Annotated in this window: 12 protein-coding genes; 7 read left to right on the top strand and 5 right to left on the bottom strand. The window is 38.7% G+C overall.

The annotated features are described in order from the left end of the window. Positions 1-13: 13 nt before the first annotated feature. Positions 14-883 (bottom strand): hypothetical protein, encoded by an 870-nt coding sequence (locus AC0JIQ_RS12735; protein WP_474201873.1) that lies wholly within the window; start codon positions 881-883, stop codon positions 14-16. 116 nt (positions 884-999) lie between these two features. On the opposite strand from AC0JIQ_RS12735, the gene AC0JIQ_RS12740 reads away from it, so the two are divergent. Further along, positions 1000-1974 carry an MBL fold metallo-hydrolase gene (locus AC0JIQ_RS12740; RefSeq protein ID WP_474201874.1) on the top strand — a complete coding sequence of 325 codons (975 nt, stop codon included), beginning with the start codon at positions 1000-1002 and terminating at the stop codon, positions 1972-1974. Positions 1975-2035: 61 nt separating this feature from the next. Here AC0JIQ_RS12740 and AC0JIQ_RS12745 read toward each other — a convergent pair whose 3' ends face one another. After that, positions 2036-2659: a LysE family translocator gene (locus tag AC0JIQ_RS12745; RefSeq protein ID WP_474201875.1), complete on the bottom strand. Its 624-nt coding sequence runs from the start codon at positions 2657-2659 to the stop codon at positions 2036-2038. Positions 2660-3014: 355 nt separating this feature from the next. On the opposite strand from AC0JIQ_RS12745, the gene AC0JIQ_RS12750 reads away from it, so the two are divergent. Continuing rightward, positions 3015-4637, top strand: a complete 1623-nt coding sequence (locus AC0JIQ_RS12750; RefSeq protein ID WP_474201876.1) for an oleate hydratase — start codon at positions 3015-3017, stop codon at positions 4635-4637. 46 nt (positions 4638-4683) lie between these two features. Here AC0JIQ_RS12750 and AC0JIQ_RS12755 read toward each other — a convergent pair whose 3' ends face one another. Both AC0JIQ_RS12755 and AC0JIQ_RS12760 read right to left on the bottom strand, forming a co-directional pair. Further along, complete coding sequence (locus AC0JIQ_RS12755) at positions 4684-5442, bottom strand: class I SAM-dependent methyltransferase (protein WP_474201877.1); 759 nt, start codon at positions 5440-5442, stop codon at positions 4684-4686. Positions 5443-5542: 100 nt separating this feature from the next. Beyond that, positions 5543-6220 carry a DUF1345 domain-containing protein gene (locus AC0JIQ_RS12760; protein ID WP_474201878.1) on the bottom strand — a complete coding sequence of 226 codons (678 nt, stop codon included), beginning with the start codon at positions 6218-6220 and terminating at the stop codon, positions 5543-5545. A gap of 179 nt (positions 6221-6399) precedes the next feature. On the opposite strand from AC0JIQ_RS12760, the gene AC0JIQ_RS12765 reads away from it, so the two are divergent. The 4 genes from AC0JIQ_RS12765 to AC0JIQ_RS12780 all read left to right on the top strand — a co-directional run bounded on the left by AC0JIQ_RS12765 (position 6400) and on the right by AC0JIQ_RS12780 (position 10727). Then, complete coding sequence (locus tag AC0JIQ_RS12765) at positions 6400-6948, top strand: TetR/AcrR family transcriptional regulator (RefSeq protein ID WP_050041292.1); 549 nt, start codon at positions 6400-6402, stop codon at positions 6946-6948. A gap of 13 nt (positions 6949-6961) precedes the next feature. Then, on the top strand, positions 6962-8608 hold the full coding sequence (locus tag AC0JIQ_RS12770) for an MFS transporter (RefSeq protein WP_474201879.1): 1647 nt from the start codon (positions 6962-6964) through the stop codon (positions 8606-8608). Between the two features lie 25 nt (positions 8609-8633). After that, positions 8634-9791, top strand: a complete 1158-nt coding sequence (locus AC0JIQ_RS12775; RefSeq protein WP_474203267.1) for an HlyD family secretion protein — start codon at positions 8634-8636, stop codon at positions 9789-9791. Between the two features lie 66 nt (positions 9792-9857). Next, on the top strand, positions 9858-10727 hold the full coding sequence (locus AC0JIQ_RS12780; RefSeq protein ID WP_474201880.1) for a 1-aminocyclopropane-1-carboxylate deaminase/D-cysteine desulfhydrase: 870 nt from the start codon (positions 9858-9860) through the stop codon (positions 10725-10727). Positions 10728-10766: 39 nt separating this feature from the next. Here the strand turns inward: AC0JIQ_RS12780 and AC0JIQ_RS12785 are convergent, their stop codons facing one another. Further along, positions 10767-14879, bottom strand: a complete 4113-nt coding sequence (locus tag AC0JIQ_RS12785) for a prealbumin-like fold domain-containing protein (RefSeq protein WP_474201881.1) — start codon at positions 14877-14879, stop codon at positions 10767-10769. A gap of 388 nt (positions 14880-15267) precedes the next feature. On the opposite strand from AC0JIQ_RS12785, the gene AC0JIQ_RS12790 reads away from it, so the two are divergent. Continuing rightward, positions 15268-16464, top strand: a complete 1197-nt coding sequence (locus tag AC0JIQ_RS12790; protein ID WP_474201882.1) for a BaiN/RdsA family NAD(P)/FAD-dependent oxidoreductase — start codon at positions 15268-15270, stop codon at positions 16462-16464. The last annotated feature ends 8 nt before the right edge of the window (positions 16465-16472 follow it).

A 16472-nucleotide genomic window follows, 5' to 3' on the forward strand; every position in this document is an offset into this window, starting at 1 on the left:
CCTTACAGCTCCTCTATATTGATCTACAGCTTTTTTTAAAGTGTTTTAAAGCTTTACTTTTCTTTCTTTCTAATGAAGCGGATAGTATTTCTTCGGTATTAGGAGTATCTTTTGCCTGAATCAAAAAGATTTCCTGTTCTGTTATCACAATAATATCTGCTATTTCTTTTCCATCTTCTAGCTTTAGAGGGTTAACAAAAATTTCTTCGGGCAGAAAAATACGTGAAAGCATTTTTGCAATCTCTTGTTCTTGTAGTGCCCCAGGATTATCTTCTCTAATTAGCTGAGTAATAAATGCTTCCTGATCAGTTGCATAATTTAGAACATTGGGTCTTAAATCACATATTACAAAATCATCTGGAAAAAGTGACTCGGATAATGAAATTAATATTTTTGAATCATAATTAATTTTATCCACAATTTCCCAATCACAGTAAGCAACCATAAAGTCATATTGACTAATACTTGTTGAACTTACACACTCCATAGCTTTCAAATTCTCAATAAATAATCCTATATTTTCAATTTTTGCCTCGTAATACATTAATTCATAATTATTTTCATTAAAAAAACTAATTTTAATTTGATCTACTAAAAAGAATTCTTGATATATTTTTAAGTCTTCATCAAATAATGGATTCTTTAGAATAAGAGGTTCAACTTCATCATCATGAAATATGGCTAAGAGTACAGGTATAATTTTCTCATCAAGACTAATTGTATCTAGCAATATCTCCATTTTTTTATTTTTCTGAACAGTCAAAATACATTCTTTGGGTATTTTAAAAACTAAATATTTGTCGTTTCCTTTCGCAAAAGGAAGCATACCACCATGAAAATCTTCTAAGATTTCCAAAACCTCAGGATTAGTAATTGAAAGCATAGTTACCCCTTAAATTCCTTTAAGTAAGAATACTTAAAGTTATGATCATTGAATTATGATTTTTAAAATTGTATTTTCTTGCCACAATATCATTTATTTATACATTTAAGAATCCTATGAAAAAAACCACCCTACTCTTTTCCGTCTCATTCTTGAGCAGCTTCTCTTTACTGAGTCATGCAGAAACAAGCAAAACTCTGCCAATCATTGAACAACAAAAGCAAGTCTCAGGCTATTATCAATACCACGCAGGTGACGTACAAATCACTGCCCTGCTCGATGGTACCAACTTTATGTCGCCAAACTTATTTAAAGATATTTCTCAACAACAAGTGCAAGAAATCTTAAAGAAATACTATGCAGATCAAGATAAAGGCGTACAAACCTCTATCAATGCGTTCCTCGCCAATACAGGAAAATCTCTGATATTAGTGGATAGCGGTGCAGCGAGTTGTTTTGGTGCTCATTTAGGTTCAGTATTAACCAACCTAAAAGCATCGGGCTATCAACCTGAACAAGTTGATACGATTCTACTCACACATTTACACCCCGATCATGTCTGCGGCATCAGTAAAGATGGGAAAGCCAACTTTCCAAATGCAACCGTATATGTTTCTAGTGACGAAGCCGATTATTGGTTAGATACCAAACAGGCAGCAAAACTACCGAAAGAAAAACAAGCCAATTACTCAGGTACGGTTGAGAAAATTAAACAAGCGATTGCGCCTTACCAAGCCAAACAACGCTTTAAAACCTATAAACTCGGTGATGAAATTCAGGGCTTTAAAGTCATTAACACGGCGGGACATACACCAGGACATTTTAGTTATGAACTAAAAACCAAAGGTGAATCTGTAGTCTTTATCGGTGATATTGTCCATTCACATACCGTGCAATTTGATAAACCTGAAACGGCGATCGAATATGATATTGATCCGAAAAAAGCAGTACAAACCCGTTTAAAACAATTTGCGAATTTTGCCAAGAATGGACAAACGATTGCTGCACCACATTTACCATTTCCGGGGATTGGGCATATTTATTCAGCAGATGGAAAAAGCTATCAATGGATTCCGACTCATTTCAAATGATTAAATTTTTTTATTTAGAATTAGCCCATAAAAAAAGCGACCTTCTTGGTCGCTTCTTTTATCACTTCATTCCAAAGATCAACTTCAATCCAAGCAAGGTCATGACACCACCTGCGATACGATCAAAAACAGCTTTAGACTTTAAATAAACTTTACGTGGTCCTTCTGCTGACAATGCAACAGCCACAAGCGAATACCAACCTGCATCAATAAAGAAGCATAACATCGGCAACACCACATAGAAATAAGTTGGGATTTCTTTCGGCAATAACGCGGTAAAAATACTGGCAAGGATAATCGCAATTTTAGGGTTACTTAATTGGGTAATCAGTCCTAAACGAAATGTTTGCGTATAACTCATGGTCTTGACTGCACCATTTACAGCTTCCATGGGTTCTTTGGCATGTTTAATAATTTTATACGCCAGCCAAAGTAAGTACAGACCACCAAAAACTTTCAAAGCGATATAGGCAGAAGGCACAGCCAACAAAATTGCTTGTAGCCCCATCACTGCAAGCAAACCAAATAATGCTGCACCCGTGCCCGTACCAAGCGCAGTAAATAAGCCATGTTTACGTGAAATCGCAATTGAGTTTTTGGCAACATAAATAAATGTAGGACCGGGACTAATTGCCCCCAACATTAATGCCAAAGCAATAGAGCCCAAAATCAATAATGATTCCAAGATAGACCTCAAGATTAGAATAATTTTCAACTATTTATTTTACTTAAAAAACCATAATAGTAGATATAATTTTTTTGATTTCTGTTTATAAATTTAAGGATTTTTCAAGTAACTTGATATTTAGTAAAAAACTAAAAATAGAGTAAAAACTCAATTTAATTTCAATATCAAACAGTTAAAACATAGCATATGAATACTAAAATTTTATTGTGCATCCATTTTTTCTATTAAACTTTTTTCTGATAATAATTTATCATCGTTTTTTAGCAGAACTTTCATATATTTTTAAAACATAAAATCCCATAATAAAATTATGGCTTTAATTTTCTTTAGAACTACAAACGAGGCACATCAGATGCAAAATAAAAGACTGAAAACATTAGACCGCTCTAAATCACATCTTTGGATTGTAGGTGGAGGCATAGCTGGTATGGCTGCTGCTGCTTTTGCGATTCGTGATGCTAAAGTGCCAGCCGAACATATCCATATTTTAGAAGAGTTGAATGTTTCTGGTGGTTCGATGGATGGTGGACATAATCCGCTTAATCCTAACCAAGCATGGGTCACACGTGGTGGACGTATGCTAACTGATGAGACTTATTTGTGTACTTGGGATTTATTTTCAAGCATTCCATCTTTAGAAAATCCAGACATTTCTGTTCGTGAAGAATGCCGTGAATTTAACGAACAAGTTAAAACCAACGCTCAAGCACGTTTGATCGACTCAAATCATATTATTGCAGAAGCTCAAAAATTGGGATTATCAACGCTCAACCGTGCTCAAATGTTACGGCTGTTAGCATTAAAAGAAGATCGTATTGGTAGTCGCCGTATCGATGAATTTTTTGATGATGCATTTTTCCAAAGTAATTTTTGGCGGATGTGGCGAACCACTTTTGCGTTTCAAAAATGGCATAGCGCAGCAGAATTACGCCGTTATTTTTTACGTTTCATTCAAGAATTACCACGCATCCATACCTTAGCAGGCGTAAAACGAACCAAATACAATCAATATGATTCAATGATTCATCCGCTACAACGTTGGTTGGTGGAACAAGGCGTTGATGTTCGTTTCGGTAGTTATGTCACAGATGCGGACTTTGTCGAAGATGCTCAAACTAAAGAACGTAAGGCAGCCCAACTTTATGTCACCATTCCAGAAGGCACCGAACAAATTCAACTGGGTGAGCATGATCTTGCGCTCTTTACTTTAGGTTCGATTACGGCTGACTCACGTTATGGCGATAAATTCGATGTTCCTGAGCTGATTCGTGACCGACAAGATCATGGCTGGCGTTTGTGGGAAACATTGGCTCAAAAAGCCCCTGATTTTGGTCGCCCAATGACCTTTTATGGCAACATTGATGAGCATAAATGGAAATCCTTTACGCTCACCATGCATGATGATGTGCTGCTAAAACGGATTATTGATTACACAGGAAATGAACCCGGCACAGGTGCATTGATGACTTGGTTTGAATCTGGTTGGCATCTGTCTGTGGTCGTTCCAGCTCAACCGCATTTTGCTGACTTACCAGAAGGTAAATTCACCTTATGGGGTTATGGTTTTGAAATTGACCATATCGGTGATTACATTAAAAAACCAATGAGTGAAGCCACAGGTCAAGAGATTTTAATTGAGTTGATTCATCAGCTTGGTTTCGATGACATCTTGGATCATGTACTCGCACATACTGATATTACCACGGTGATGATGCCTTATGCCTCTGCCCTATTTGCATGTCGTAAAGCAGGTGATCGCCCATTGGTCATTCCAGAAAATGCGGTCAACTTTGCTTTCTTAGGTCAATTCGTAGAGCTTGAAGATGATGTGGTTTTCACTGTGGAATATTCCGTACGTTGTGCCATGATTGCCATTTATCAACTCTTAGGTGTCGAACGTGAAATTCCAGAGATTTATAATGGTTTACTCGATCCTAAAGTTGGCTTAAATGCTTTGGAAGCAGTCTTTCATTAAATTTTAAAAAGCCATAGGGCGGATTGCTGCCCTATGGTTGTTCAACTTATTTTGATAAAACGATATAAGCAACGTCACTGCTAAATGAACCATCGGCTTTGATTTGATAATATCGTTGCACCTGCTCTGATGCTTTGCTTTGTAAATCACGTATGGTGGTAATGGCATATTCAGGCGTTTGCATACGTTCAGTCCAACTTTGGAAATCTAAATCCAAACGTTGCTTTGCAACGGTTTCAATTTTAAAGCCCGTAGATTCCGCGAAATACATCCATTCCTGCAAACTATAATTTTTCACATGACTCGGATCTCGAATCATTTCAATGGTCTGAAAAAAGCTATCAATCGCTGGATTTGAATTTCCTAAAATATCAACAATAATAACTTTGCCGTCTTGAGTTAATACACGATAAATTTCATGCATTGCCTGAGCAACACTCTGCCAATGATGCGCTGAATAACGCGTGATGACACAGTCAAAACGTTGATCTATAAAAGGTAATTTTTCCGCTGCACCTTGTTGGGCAATCACGTTTTCAAAACCTCTTTGTTTTGCTTGAGTCGATACAAGCTTAACCATTGACGGCGTTAAATCATAGGCAACTACTTCATCAACCAATGCTGCCACCTGATAAGTCACATGCCCACCACCACAGCCTAAATCCAAGACTTTTTGAAATTGATGAGATTGGATGAGTTGTTGCATCTTCTGAAATTCGACGCCTTGTGCATGCACTTGACTGTTTAAATAAGCTTGCGATTTATCTTGGTATTGCTGTTGATTGACTTGATGCTGAGTGGTCATGTTTTTATCCTTGCGATGTCATCTAGCTTTTAAAATAGACGACACTAATCAAAAATAAAAATGATGTATTTTAATTAAATTGATAAAAATAAGTTATCAATTATAATCCAATAAAACTGGCTGCTACATTAATAGCGATGGCTAAAATCATGGTATTAAAAATAAAAGCCAAGACACAATGAAAAATATTCAGATGCCTCAATTCAGAACTGGTAATGGAAACATCTGCCGTTTGTGCAGAAGTGCCGATAATATAACTAAAATAAATAAAATCGAGATAATCAGGTTGATCAGTTTTTGGAAAATCTAAACCCGGATCCTTTTGCTGACTTTTGGCAAGATAATAATCATGCGCGTAGTGAATCGCAAATAAAGTATGCAGCAACAGCCATGTTGAAAAAATAGTCCCGATAGTCAATAAAATTAGAAATCCTTTTAAAAAAGTTTGGTCTTTGGGGACATGACTCAATTGCACCACAATCGAAATAAAACAAATTACTATCGCAATCAACACAACATTTAGAATGGCCCATTTGCCTGCATCTTGTTGTTTGGCTCGTTGTAAAATATGCACTGCATCTAAGTGCCACATCATTTTTAGGGTCAGGAATAAATATAACCAAATGGCAATATTCCAGCCTATTTGTAAACAAGTTGCCCATTGCCAATGGGTGAAGAAATGCAAAACTGCATAAATCACGAGACCTAAACTAAAGGTTGCGGATAGGTATGGTCGATGTCTAATCCCTCTCGCAAAACGCTGTATAAAGCCCTGCATTCTTCACCTTTTGTTTTATGTCTAGTTTCAATTGATGCTTATTTTGACGTTATAAAGTCTTATCGGAACACCATATCACATGTATTTTACTTAAATTAAACAAAATATAAGCGGCTTAAGATTTACTTCGGACAAAAATGTCCGTTTAATTCACATTCGATCTTTCAAGAATTTGAGTCATGGCAAAACGTCAACAATTGGCAGCGCATAATCGTGACGAACTCCTCAACGCAGCAGAGGAAGTCTTTAGAACACATGGTGTTCACGTCCCATTACAAACCATTATTGATCATGCAGGCGTTGGTCGTGCGACCTTTTATCGTAACTTTGCAGATCGAAAGGCATTGATGCTGGCTTTACTTGAACAAGCAATGACTCGTTTAGAGCAACGCGCTCAAGCCTTGCAAGGACTCAATGATGGTTTTATTCGTCTAATCGAAGGCCACGTTGAACAACTGCCACATTTGGTTGTATTGATTGATTACTGGCGCATTATTGATCGACAAGACCCAATCATGCTAAACATTTATGAAAGACGTGATAAAGCTTTGCAACCATTGATTGATCAAGCAATTGAACATCGACTCTGTCGTCCTGATCTGACCCCGCAAGATTTTGGCATGATTACGGCGATTTTAGGATCTTCATTTCAGGGACATCATCGTTCTGATCAAATTCGCTTAGCACAACGTGCAATAGAATTATTATTAAACGGCATTAAAGTTTAGTTCGAGGAATAACATGGATAAAAGCCCTCGCTATCTTGAAACTCCTCCTGATTGGTCTGTCGATGAGCGTCCAACCTTACCAGGCTCGCCCGCAGCAATCGCACACGCTAAACCAAAACGCTTCGCCTATTTTTTCATTGGGCTGTTTATTTGTATTGCTGCCAGTTTAAGTAATGGCTTTATCGTTGCGAATTTGCCCATTTTCCAAGGTGAATATGGTCTAACCCCTTCTCAAGCTGCTTGGTTACCTGCGGCTTACGTGATGGCGAATGTCAGTTCTAACCTGATTTTATTTAAAGCCCGTCAACAATATGGTTTGCGCTTATTCTCAGAAATTGGTCTATTGGTTTTTATTGGCGTATTGATCTTACACATTTTTGTCAAAACCTATGAAATGGCATTGTTTGTTCGTTTCATCGCTGGCTTAGCAGCTGCACCCCTTAGCTCATTAGGTATGTATTACACCATGCAAGCTTTTGGTAAAGCCGATATGGCCAAAGGAATTTATTTAGCATTCGGATTTCAACAGCTTGGTCTACCCTTAGCGTGGATCATTTCCCCTTTCTTGCTGAGTGCCAATCAGTGGGATGTGATTTATACCTTTGAACTAGGCTTAGCGATCTGTTGTTTAGCGATGGTGGTTGCCTTGAAGCTTCCTAGAAGCTTACGTTTACAGGTTTTTGAAAAGCAGGACTTCTTCACTTTTGCTTTGCTCGCTCCCGGTTTTGCATGTTTGTGTATTGTATTAACCCAAGGGCCAATTCATTGGTGGTTTGATAGTCCTTGGTTGGCCTATACCTTAATTGTGGGTTTTTGTTTGATTGTTTTTGGTCTTACTTACGAACATTATCGTGCTAATCCATTGATCATGACGCGTTGGTTAGCAGCGGGCGATTTACTCAGTTTTGTGGTTAGCGCCTTTGCCTTACGTTTGTTAATGTCAGAACAAAGTTATGCTGCTGTCAATTTTCTAAAAACCATAGGTATGGGACCCGATCAGTTTGTCCCACTCTATGTCGTGATTTTCTGTGGCACCATCGCAGGCTCAGTTTTTAGTGCACTCACCTTTCACCGTGAACGCCTCATTCTGAATTTATTTCTCGCTGAAATCTTAATTTTAATTGCCTGCGCCTTAGATTATCACCTCACCAGTGACGTTCGCCCTGCCAATTTCTATCGCAGTCAATTTTTAGTCAGCTTTGCAGGCGGCGTATTTATCGGTCCACTGTTACTTATGGGCTTTATGCGAACTTTACAACGTGGTCCTCAATATGTAGTGACCTTTATTGTATTGTTTTCAGCAACGCAAAACTTTGGTGGTTTAGTCGGTTCATCTTTCTTTAACACCTATCAGCAACGCCATACCTATGACTATAAAGTAGAAATCAACAGCAGTCTCGACCCTACCGACCCCATCGTCGCGCAACGCTTACAAAGCTATCAACATAGTGCCATGCTCAACAGCAATGATCCTGTTTTGCAAAACAACCAAGCCTTGCAGAATCTGAATAAAGTAGTAACCCGTGAAGCCCAAGTCCGAGCCTATAACGATGTAATTGCATTAAATGGCATTTTTGCAGTGGTTTTACTACTTTGGGGCTTATTCAAGTATGCACGGAATAAATACAAAACCCGAAAAAGTTTGCAAACAGCTAGTTAGTACCACCGTATTAGATTGAGAAAAGATTATGTCCGAACAAGATAAACCTGACAGCGATAACGCTTCAGATGTGAAACAAAATGAGAGTAATCAAGTGGTAAAAGCGCCTACCGCACAATTGCCACCACCTCCACCACCGACGAGTAAACTGATTAAAACCAAACGCTCGACCCTCTGGTGGATGTTATTGGTGCTAATAGTTGGCATTACCATTATCTTATGGGCGTGGCGCATTGGTCCCTTTCACACAGCCGTTGAACAAACCGACAATAGCTATGTAAAAGGTAAAACCACGATTCTGTCCTCACAAATCAATGGCTATGTTAAAGACGTGTTGGTCAAAGACTTTGATCAAGTCAAACAAGGTCAAGTGTTGATGCATATTGATGCCACCACCTATGACCAGAAAGTGACACAGGCAGCATCAGGGGTTGAGCAAGCTGAAAATAGTCTTGCTAATCAAACCCAAGCGATTGCTCAACGTCAGGCTGATGTTGTGGCAGCACAGGCCAAGCTAGATCAGGTGAAAGCACAATATGACTTATCCGTAGCACAGTTAAAACGCTATCAACAACTTGGAGATAGTGGCGCAGCATCAAAATCTGAACAGGACAAAGCTGCTGCGGATGCACAAAATAATCTAGCTTTGCTCAAACAAGCGCAGGCGAATATCCTCGTTGCTCAAGAAGCGTTAAAAACGGCACAAGTCGCACAATCTGGCTTAAAAGCACAAGTCAATAGCGCGCAAGCACAACTTGACCAAGCCAATACAACCAAAGACTACAGTACTATTGTCGCGCCATTTGATGGGCAATTGGGTGAGGTCAATCCTCGTGTAGGTCAATATGCAGCGGCAGGAACACAATTACTTTATTTGATTCCAAAACAAACATGGGTGATTGCCAACTTTAAAGAAACCCAAATCGCCAACATGAAAATTGGTCAAAAAGCGTACTTCACTGTTGATGCTATGAATCACCAAAAATTTACGGGGCATGTTGAGCAGATTTCTCCTGCCGCAGGTTCTGAATTTAGTGTACTCAAACCTGACAATGCGACAGGTAATTTCACTAAAGTGGTACAACGGATTTCTGTCCGTATTGCGATTGATCCAAATCAAAAAGGCATTGAAAAATTACGACCAGGTATGTCTGTGATTAGCTCTGTAGATACTGACTCCTAATCAAAGACTGACATTCTCAATCAAATCCATTTACAATGTGATCAAATTCATTTCCCTTGTTCGAAAATGTTTGATCACATTGCTTTTCCCATACACTATCAAACATTAGCGCTTAGCAGTTCGGTTCAATTAACCATTAAGCGTTTGGATCTGATTCATCCTCAAATTTCAGGCAATAAATTTTTTAAGCTGAAATACAACTTACTCACTGCACAACAACAAGGTTTGTCCCAAGTACTCACTTTTGGTGGTGCATTCTCCAATCATATTGCAGCAACGGCTTATGCAGCTCAACGCTTTGGCTTCCAAAGTATTGGCATCATTCGTGGTGAAGAACTTGCGACCCAAGACTTAAATCCTACCCTACAAACAGCACAAGATTTTGGCATGCAACTGCATTTTGTCAGCCGAGCCGAATATCGGCTACGCCATGATGTTGAGTATTTACAACTACTCCAACAACAATACCCTCAAGCCTTTATTATTCCAGAAGGTGGAACGAATGCATTTGCTCTGCAAGGAACACAGGAAATTCTGAGCGAAGATGACCGAAAGAATTATGATGTCATTTGCTGTGCCGTTGGAACTGGTGGAACAATTGCAGGACTGATTGAAAGTAGTTCAAATCAACAACAGATAGTGGGTTTTTCTGCATTAAAAGGGAATTTTTTACAACACGATATCCAACAATGGACCATTAAATCCAATTGGAGATTAACCGATGCCTATTGTTGTGGGGGGTATGCGAAAACCACCCATGAACTACTACAATTTATGCAGCAATTTGAACAGCAATATGCAATTCCTTTAGAACAGGTTTATACCGCTAAGATGATGATGGGATTGTTCGATTTAATTCAACAGAACCACTTTCCAGCAAATACAAGGATTTTGGCAATTCATACAGGTGGGCTACAAGGCCGTTTAAAAACATAAATCACCAAAATCATTTTTATCATTTAACCTAGATTGATGTTATTGATTTACACAAAACCTCACTGTTCCTGTCGCTGCGGGATTTAATACGCCAGTTAAATTCCACTCCAATGCATCTCCGACATAATTGATATTACAAGTATTACCATTCGGTGTTGAATTGCAACTCATACTACCGAAACTGGTGGCTATAGGTAAACTATCCTTAATTTTCACATTATTCAGCAGCTTGGTACTATTATTTTTATAGGTGATTTCATACTCTAAATGGTCGACCTTATTTGCTTGATTCATTACAGCAAATTGATTTTGATCAGCCGACGTTGAAGGACAACTGGCAACTACGCGTACCTTTTTAGTTAAGCTAAGACCCGCTTTACCAATCAATGTGACATCTTGTCGTTTAATTGATTGACCCGTAATTGTCTGTGTTGGATTTGCCAAGATCACACTATAACTTGCCTCTAAGGTCGAAACATGCTGTGCACCTGCCATGACATTTGTAGGTGAATGAACACGTTGAACCAAACAAAGATCTGCATTGGGTTGTAATGTATATGGATTCGCTACGGTTGGATTAAATATGGTTTCACCGCTATCCACATTCCCATTACAATTCGTATCTTTATAAACCAAAGCTTGCCAAACTTGGTCATTACCACTGTTGGGTTGTTGGGTAGACAACTGATTGAACTGCGTGATTTGTACTGGAGCTTGTGAATTAAGACGATGCGGATAATCTGTGACGTCTCCAGAAGCTATGGTGTGTTGCCCATCTTCAGTCAGTACGATATTCAGATTTGCATCACCAAAATTATTATTTGGATAACTGGTTGCTGTTGTTTTAGGGAGTGAAATCGTATCTTTACTTCGGTTATAGCTTCCGGTTGGACTCGCTCCGCTGACAGAATTATATTCGGACAAATTTGTTTGTACGATACAAAATGGATTGGTTAGAACGCTGTCCTCAACTTTAAAACTATATTCTCCATTACTATTACTGATCGTCACAAAATTAAGCTCAAGACCAGCACAATTGGCAAGTTTGAGACGACTCCCTGCAATGCCGATTTCATTTGCATCTTGTACGGCATTATAAGCATTACTCAAGATATTATTGGTCGTTCCGCCATTATCGTTAAAAATACGCCCTGTAATCAGGACTAGTTTTTTTCGACTATTGGTTAAAGTACAAATAATTGCAGCATCATCATTGTGAATTGTTAGCTTAAAGCCATTCAGTGCGATGTTGTTGCCTGTGCAAAGTAAACTACTATTATAATCTGCAGCATCACCTTTACTAAATGACTCAAGAATCGTTGCAGTTTTACCAATCATATTCGGCATAAGCATAACAGGTGTTCCAGTGGTGCTATTTGCCCCTGTCTGATCAGCAACCGAAACTGCGGTGGTTGCATTGGTATCCAAGCCAATACTATTCACGATTACACTATCACCAGCGACTGCGTTATCCCATTTTTTTATCAATGTTAAAGTCGTTAGCGTATTGGTTAAGGTACATACAATTTCAGCGCCAGAAACGATACCACTTTTATTTAATGTAACTGTTGCATTGGTATAATTCGTAGTAACTGAACTGGCTGGCAATCCTGTGCAAACTGCATTGGTTAGACGGAAACCTGTTGGAATATTTGTTTCATTAATAACAGCATCTGTTGATGGATTTGGGGTAGTAAAATACTGTGTTTCCCCCACAGTTTCAGTATCTTGAACTGTAGTCGTAATTGAATGATTTGCGATACCATTATTGCCAGTAAAATCAAACTTACCTAACCCACCACGACTAATTTTTTTAATAACTAAACTAGGCTTACTATTAATAAAAGTACACGTAATGTCAGCACCACCAGTAATTAAATAGGTGTACGGAATCGTGATTCTATCGGTACTGAAATTACCAAATGTACCAATATTGCCTGTAATCAAACTATTTGAATCAATACAACTCGCAAATTTTAGCGCATAACCCGTCGCAATCGATGACTCTCTAATAACGACATCTGTTGCATTACTCACTACCGTTAAAACAGGCGATATCCCTGTTCCAATATTGGGTGATCCTTGTAAACTTGTCGCAACATTACTGGAATTACTGGATAAATTAGTATTAGCAAAGCCGAATGTTCCCGTTCCTCCCTGAGAAATTTTCTGAATCTTTACCGTTGGAATTTTGGTATTCACAAAGTTACAGTTTAAATTTGGGTTATTGCTAATATCGGCTGCTGTTAGAGTATAAACCGATCCTGATTGGCTACCAACAGAGTTGCCCGCTGTGTTACGACAACTGGCACCTGTTAAACTCCATCCCCCGCCAGTAGGTAGACTACTTTCATTAATCGTTATGCTACCAGTTCCTGTGACGACAAAAGGTTGTACACCTGTCAGCGTGGTATCACCATCAACCTGATATTCTTCACCTTGAGTCAATGTTGTAATCGAACCCGAAGTTTGGCTTGTACCAGTTAGTGTAAAACCGAAAGTACCTAAGCCACCTATTGTTGATTTTGTAAGGGTAATTAAGGCTTTTGCAATAGCAACTTGCACACTACTACTATTATCAGATGGGAAAATTTCAGTGTTGGCAGCAGGTACATTGACTGTTGCAGTATTGGTTACAATCCCTGCTGAATTCGCTTTGGCTTGAACAAGCAGCGTACAAGTTGCACCTTTAGGCCCACTAAATTGACCAGTTAGCGTATTTCCTGTAAAACTTGCATTACATGTGATTGCACCATTTGATTTGGTAGCACTCAACAAAGAGAGTGTATTGAAATTACTTGGTATTGCATCAGTAAAGTTTGCTCGACTTGTATCACTGACTGCATTTTCACCTTTATTACTAATGACCAATTGATACTGAATGGTATCTCCTAAACTCATCGTCAATGAATCAGCTACAAAGCTTCCAGAAGTACCTATTCTTTGTTTCTTCTCTACTTTCAAATCCATATCTGTCGGCAGATCATCATCTTTAATTACATAGTTTGCAACACCGTTACCAGATGCTCCGCAATCATTTGATGACATAATATGAAAATCGTTACTTTGATTGATGGTTACATTAAATGTATCGTCAACTTCATTCACTAAATCATTAATAATTTCGACCGGAACCTCAAGAACATAAGGAGTGCCAGCACCGTAATTACCTTGTGGTATCGTCTTGGTAAAAGTGTTTGCAACTCCACCATTAATTTTATAATCGACACCTAATTGAGCTGTGCCATCATTCACATTAAAGACCAATGAAATACCCCCACTCGGTACATCACCGACCACAATAACCTTAAGTGGCTGCACTGTGCCGCCATTTTCAGGTACAACATAATTGGCTGAACTAAACTCAATAATGGGTTTTACAATAATTTGTATCCCATCTAAAAAATTTCCGCTGGTGCTTGTTCCCGAAGTCGACTGGAATCCCATTGGTACTTGCCCGGTTGCACCTGTATAAGTAAATGTTCCACTGTAGTCTGCCCAGCGTTTAATTGTAGAACCCGTTGTCGCCCCTACACCTGATCCAGAACCACTGGAGACAGAACATGTACCCGACACGCAACTCGTGACCTGCCCATCCCCAGTTTTACTTGTAGAGACCGTTGTAATTGTTTGAGTTCCAGCACGCAACAACATCGTATCGTCAGCAGTATTACGCCCATTATGACTAAATTTCCAAGATACAGACTCACCATTCACTAAACAGATATTCTGAGAAACAGTAGAAACAGCATCTGCATTTAATTCGACAAATTGATTGCCTTCCCGTGCTTTGATCGTGTTGGTGGGGGTTGTATTGGTACCATCAATATTTCTTGAGCCAGCCCACATTTCCATCAGTTGCCCTGAACCATTGGTTGAGATTGAGCATGTACCACTGAAGCCCTCATTTCCATATGGGTGTGTGGTTAACCAACCAGGTACACGTGTGCTACTAATATAAACACGACAAACATTAGTTCCAGTGGAAATAACGGGAGTTTCAAAACCTAAATTTAAATAACCACGCTGATAAGCAGCATTTGCAATAGAAATATTGAATATGCACAATAAAATGGCGATCGTGATTTTTGTAGAATAAGTACACTGTAATTTCAACAAATCAAATATTTGCAAAACCTTCATACCCACCATAACGCACCCCGACATTAAATGTGTAGTTTGAATTTGCAAGAAACGTGCTATTTAAAAAAATAATAGAGAATACCGAGGTATACCCCATAATAAAATCAATGACACCGCCGCAAAAACAGAACTAAAAACAATTTAATTTTCTGAAAAACATCAAAGTTTAAACTTAAAAAGAGACTTTGCTCTCATTTGTATTCTACATCAGACTTTGTATGTTTTTTGTTAAGACAATCATGATTTGCTAAAAAACTGGATCTATTTTGTATCTAATAATGTGCAAATTTTAGTAATGAATTTGCTTCATAAATCCGTATAACTTCGTAAATTGTGCGTACTAAACTTCGCTTAAATCTTTTATAATCGCTCGCTTTTCGTCTACCGAGTAATCCTCATGGTTCATCAAGTTGATGTTGTTGTTTTAGGTGCAGGTGCATCAGGCTTGATGTTGGCTGCAGAGGCTGGCAAACGTGGACGCTCCGTTGTCGTATTAGAAAAAGCCAATAAAGTAGGTAAAAAGATTTTAATGTCTGGTGGTGGCAAGTGTAACTTCACTAACTTAGATGTTGAACCATCAAATTATATTTCTGAGAATCCACACTTTGTTATTTCAGCGCTCACTCGTTACACCAACTGGGATTTTATTGGTTTGGTCTGCGAATATGGTATTGAATATGAAGAACGTAAACACGGTCAGCTCTTTACAATCAAAGGCGCAAAAGAAATCCTTGAACTTTTACTTGCAGAGTGCAATAAAGCGAAACGGGTTCAGATTCAGACCCATTGCGAAGTACAAAGCGTAACAGCACAAACAGATTCAGGTTTTATCATTGAAACCAATCAAGGCACTTATCACTGTGAATCTCTCGTTGTCGCGACTGGTGGCTTATCTATTCCAACACTAGGAGGCTCTGGTTTTGGATATGAACTTGCACAGCAGTTTGGACACCATATTTTTCCTACCCGTGCAGGTCTAGTCCCCTTCACCTTTTCAGACCATTTTAAAGAAGTCACAACACGCTTAAGTGGTAATGCTTTAGATGCAACACTGGTGAATGATCGCCATCAATTTACTGAAGCTTTGTTGTTTACTCATCGAGGCCTAAGTGGACCAAGTTCATTACAACTCTCAAATTATTGGCACGTGGGTGAAAGCTTTAAAATTGATTTTTTCCCGAGCCAAGATTTAGTTCAATTCTTCAAGGAAAAGAAAAAGTCGCAACCCAAAGTTCTGCTCAGAACTTTGCTCAGTGAATTCACAGCGAAGAGTATCGTGCTTGAGCTACAACAACTAATTTGGGCGGAACATAGTGAAACTGCGATTGGCAATTTTAGCGATTTACAACTAGAGCAAATTGCTGATCAATTGCACGCCTTTTCTGTTAAGCCATCTGGAACTGAAGGATATCGTACTGCTGAAGTCACGTTAGGTGGTGTAGATACTAGCGAAGTTTCTTCAAAAACCATGGAAAGTAAAAAGCAGAAAGGCTTGTATTTTATCGGTGAAGTACTCGATGTAACAGGTCATTTGGGAGGGTACAACTTCCAATGGGCATGGTCTTCGGCTCAAGCAGCGGCTCAATTTGTTTAGTTTACTTA

Source organism: Acinetobacter sp. FB (assembly GCF_056033405.1).

What these genes read in the sequence shown, in the direction of transcription:
- AC0JIQ_RS12785 (WP_474201881.1), bottom strand. Translation starts at nt 14,879, where the DNA reads ATGGTGGGTATGAAGGTTTTGCAAATATTTGATTTGTTGAAATTACAG.
- AC0JIQ_RS12765 (WP_050041292.1), top strand. Translation starts at nt 6,400, where the DNA reads ATGGCAAAACGTCAACAATTGGCAGCGCATAATCGTGACGAACTCCTC.
- AC0JIQ_RS12735 (WP_474201873.1), bottom strand. Translation starts at nt 883, where the DNA reads ATGCTTTCAATTACTAATCCTGAGGTTTTGGAAATCTTAGAAGATTTT.
- AC0JIQ_RS12780 (WP_474201880.1), top strand. Translation starts at nt 9,858, where the DNA reads ATGTTTGATCACATTGCTTTTCCCATACACTATCAAACATTAGCGCTT.
- AC0JIQ_RS12750 (WP_474201876.1), top strand. Translation starts at nt 3,015, where the DNA reads ATGCAAAATAAAAGACTGAAAACATTAGACCGCTCTAAATCACATCTT.
- AC0JIQ_RS12770 (WP_474201879.1), top strand. Translation starts at nt 6,962, where the DNA reads ATGGATAAAAGCCCTCGCTATCTTGAAACTCCTCCTGATTGGTCTGTC.
- AC0JIQ_RS12790 (WP_474201882.1), top strand. Translation starts at nt 15,268, where the DNA reads ATGGTTCATCAAGTTGATGTTGTTGTTTTAGGTGCAGGTGCATCAGGC.
- AC0JIQ_RS12740 (WP_474201874.1), top strand. Translation starts at nt 1,000, where the DNA reads ATGAAAAAAACCACCCTACTCTTTTCCGTCTCATTCTTGAGCAGCTTC.
- AC0JIQ_RS12760 (WP_474201878.1), bottom strand. Translation starts at nt 6,220, where the DNA reads ATGCAGGGCTTTATACAGCGTTTTGCGAGAGGGATTAGACATCGACCA.
- AC0JIQ_RS12755 (WP_474201877.1), bottom strand. Translation starts at nt 5,442, where the DNA reads ATGACCACTCAGCATCAAGTCAATCAACAGCAATACCAAGATAAATCG.